The sequence below is a fragment of the Streptomyces sp. NPDC048462 genome, from assembly GCF_043200175.1.
Classification (GTDB): Bacteria; Actinomycetota; Actinomycetes; order Streptomycetales; family Streptomycetaceae; genus Streptomyces.
Genome location: NZ_JBICXG010000073.1, coordinates 1 through 1302, shown reverse-complemented (window position 1 = coordinate 1302; position 1302 = coordinate 1). Strand labels below are relative to the sequence as shown.

Sequence of the window (1302 nt, the reverse complement as noted above, 5' to 3'; positions counted from 1 at the left end):
TAAGGGCTTGCCGGGAATCAACACGTCGGTTTGATCTTGTTTTTGTCGAGGTCGAGGTATCTCGCGATGTCAGTCGGTGTGCGGAAGCGGGCGGTCGAGGCGGGGATGTGAACTCCGTGGGCTTCCAGGATCGGGAGGACGTCTTTCGCTGCGCGGCTGATGGTCATGGCGGTGGTGTTGAAGAGCTGGCCCAGAAGGTCCATGGTCGCGAGTTTTCGCAGGTGGAGCACGGTGGCGAGGACCCGGTCGGCTGAGGTGAGCTTGGGTTTGGCGCCTGTGCCAGGGGCCACCAGGCGTTCGTGGCCCCTGCGGGTGCGGAGCACTTGCTCGCGTTGAATCTCCATCGCTGGAGTCAGCACGTCGATGAGTTCGTTGAGCTGCCGGCGGGTCATCCCGGTCAGTTCCGGGTCCTGTAGCGAACGCTGCGTGAGGCGGGCCGGTCCGTCCGCCAGGTCCTCGTCCTGTGTGCTGGTGGTGGTCGCCGTGTCCGTCGGGCGCTGGGGGTGGAGGGTGTAGTTCCAGTCGCCGTGGAAGCGGTGGCGGGTGATGGGCAGGGCGGCGATCTCGTCGTCGCTGATGCGGATGCCGGTGGGATACTCACCGCTGTCGAGTTCGGCCCGGACGGTGAGGCCGGTGCGGCTGGTGGTCGCGGCGATGGTCTGGAGCATGACTTCGTGGCTGGTCAGGGGCCTGCCTCGCCAGTTCATGGTGATGTGGGAGAACAACCGGTGCTCGATCTTGTTCCACTTCGAGGTGCCGGGCGGAAGGTGGCATACCGTGATCTCAAGGCCGGTCTCGGCGGCGAGGTCGGCGAGCTGGGTCTTCCAGCCCCGGGTGCGGTAGCCGTTGGAGCCGCCACCGTCAGCGGTGATCAGCAGCCGGCGGGCGCCGGGGTAGTCGTGCCGGCCGACCGCCTGCCACCAGCGGCGGATCGAGGCGACGGCGAACGCCGCCGTGTCGTGATCGGTGCCGATGCTGACCCAGCCGGTGTTCACCGTCATGTCGTAGATTCCGTAGGGAACTGCCTTGGCGGCCTGGCCGGGGAAGTCATGCGTCTTGACCCTCACGGGCTGTCCTGCGGGCTGCCATTCGTGCCCGGCGTTCTTGTAGTGGCCGATCAGTTCCTTCTTCTTGCTGTCCACGCTGATCACCGGGTCACCGGCGTCCCTGTGGTCTCGTGCCTGCTCGTTGAGGTAGCGGAACTGGGCGTCCCTGTCGGGGTGGTGGGCACCTTCGATGGTCTTGGCGTTGGCCTGCAGGCTGAAGCCTTCCTCCCGCAGCAGGCCGGCGACGGTGTCGGCG

1 protein-coding gene is annotated in these 1302 nt (G+C 66.5%); it reads right to left on the bottom strand.

The window, feature by feature from the left end:
• Window positions 1-17 precede the first annotated feature (17 nt).
• On the bottom strand, window positions 18-1302 hold a 1285-nt coding region (locus ACGFU6_RS39285; protein ID WP_393617410.1), incomplete at its 5' end, for an ISAzo13 family transposase.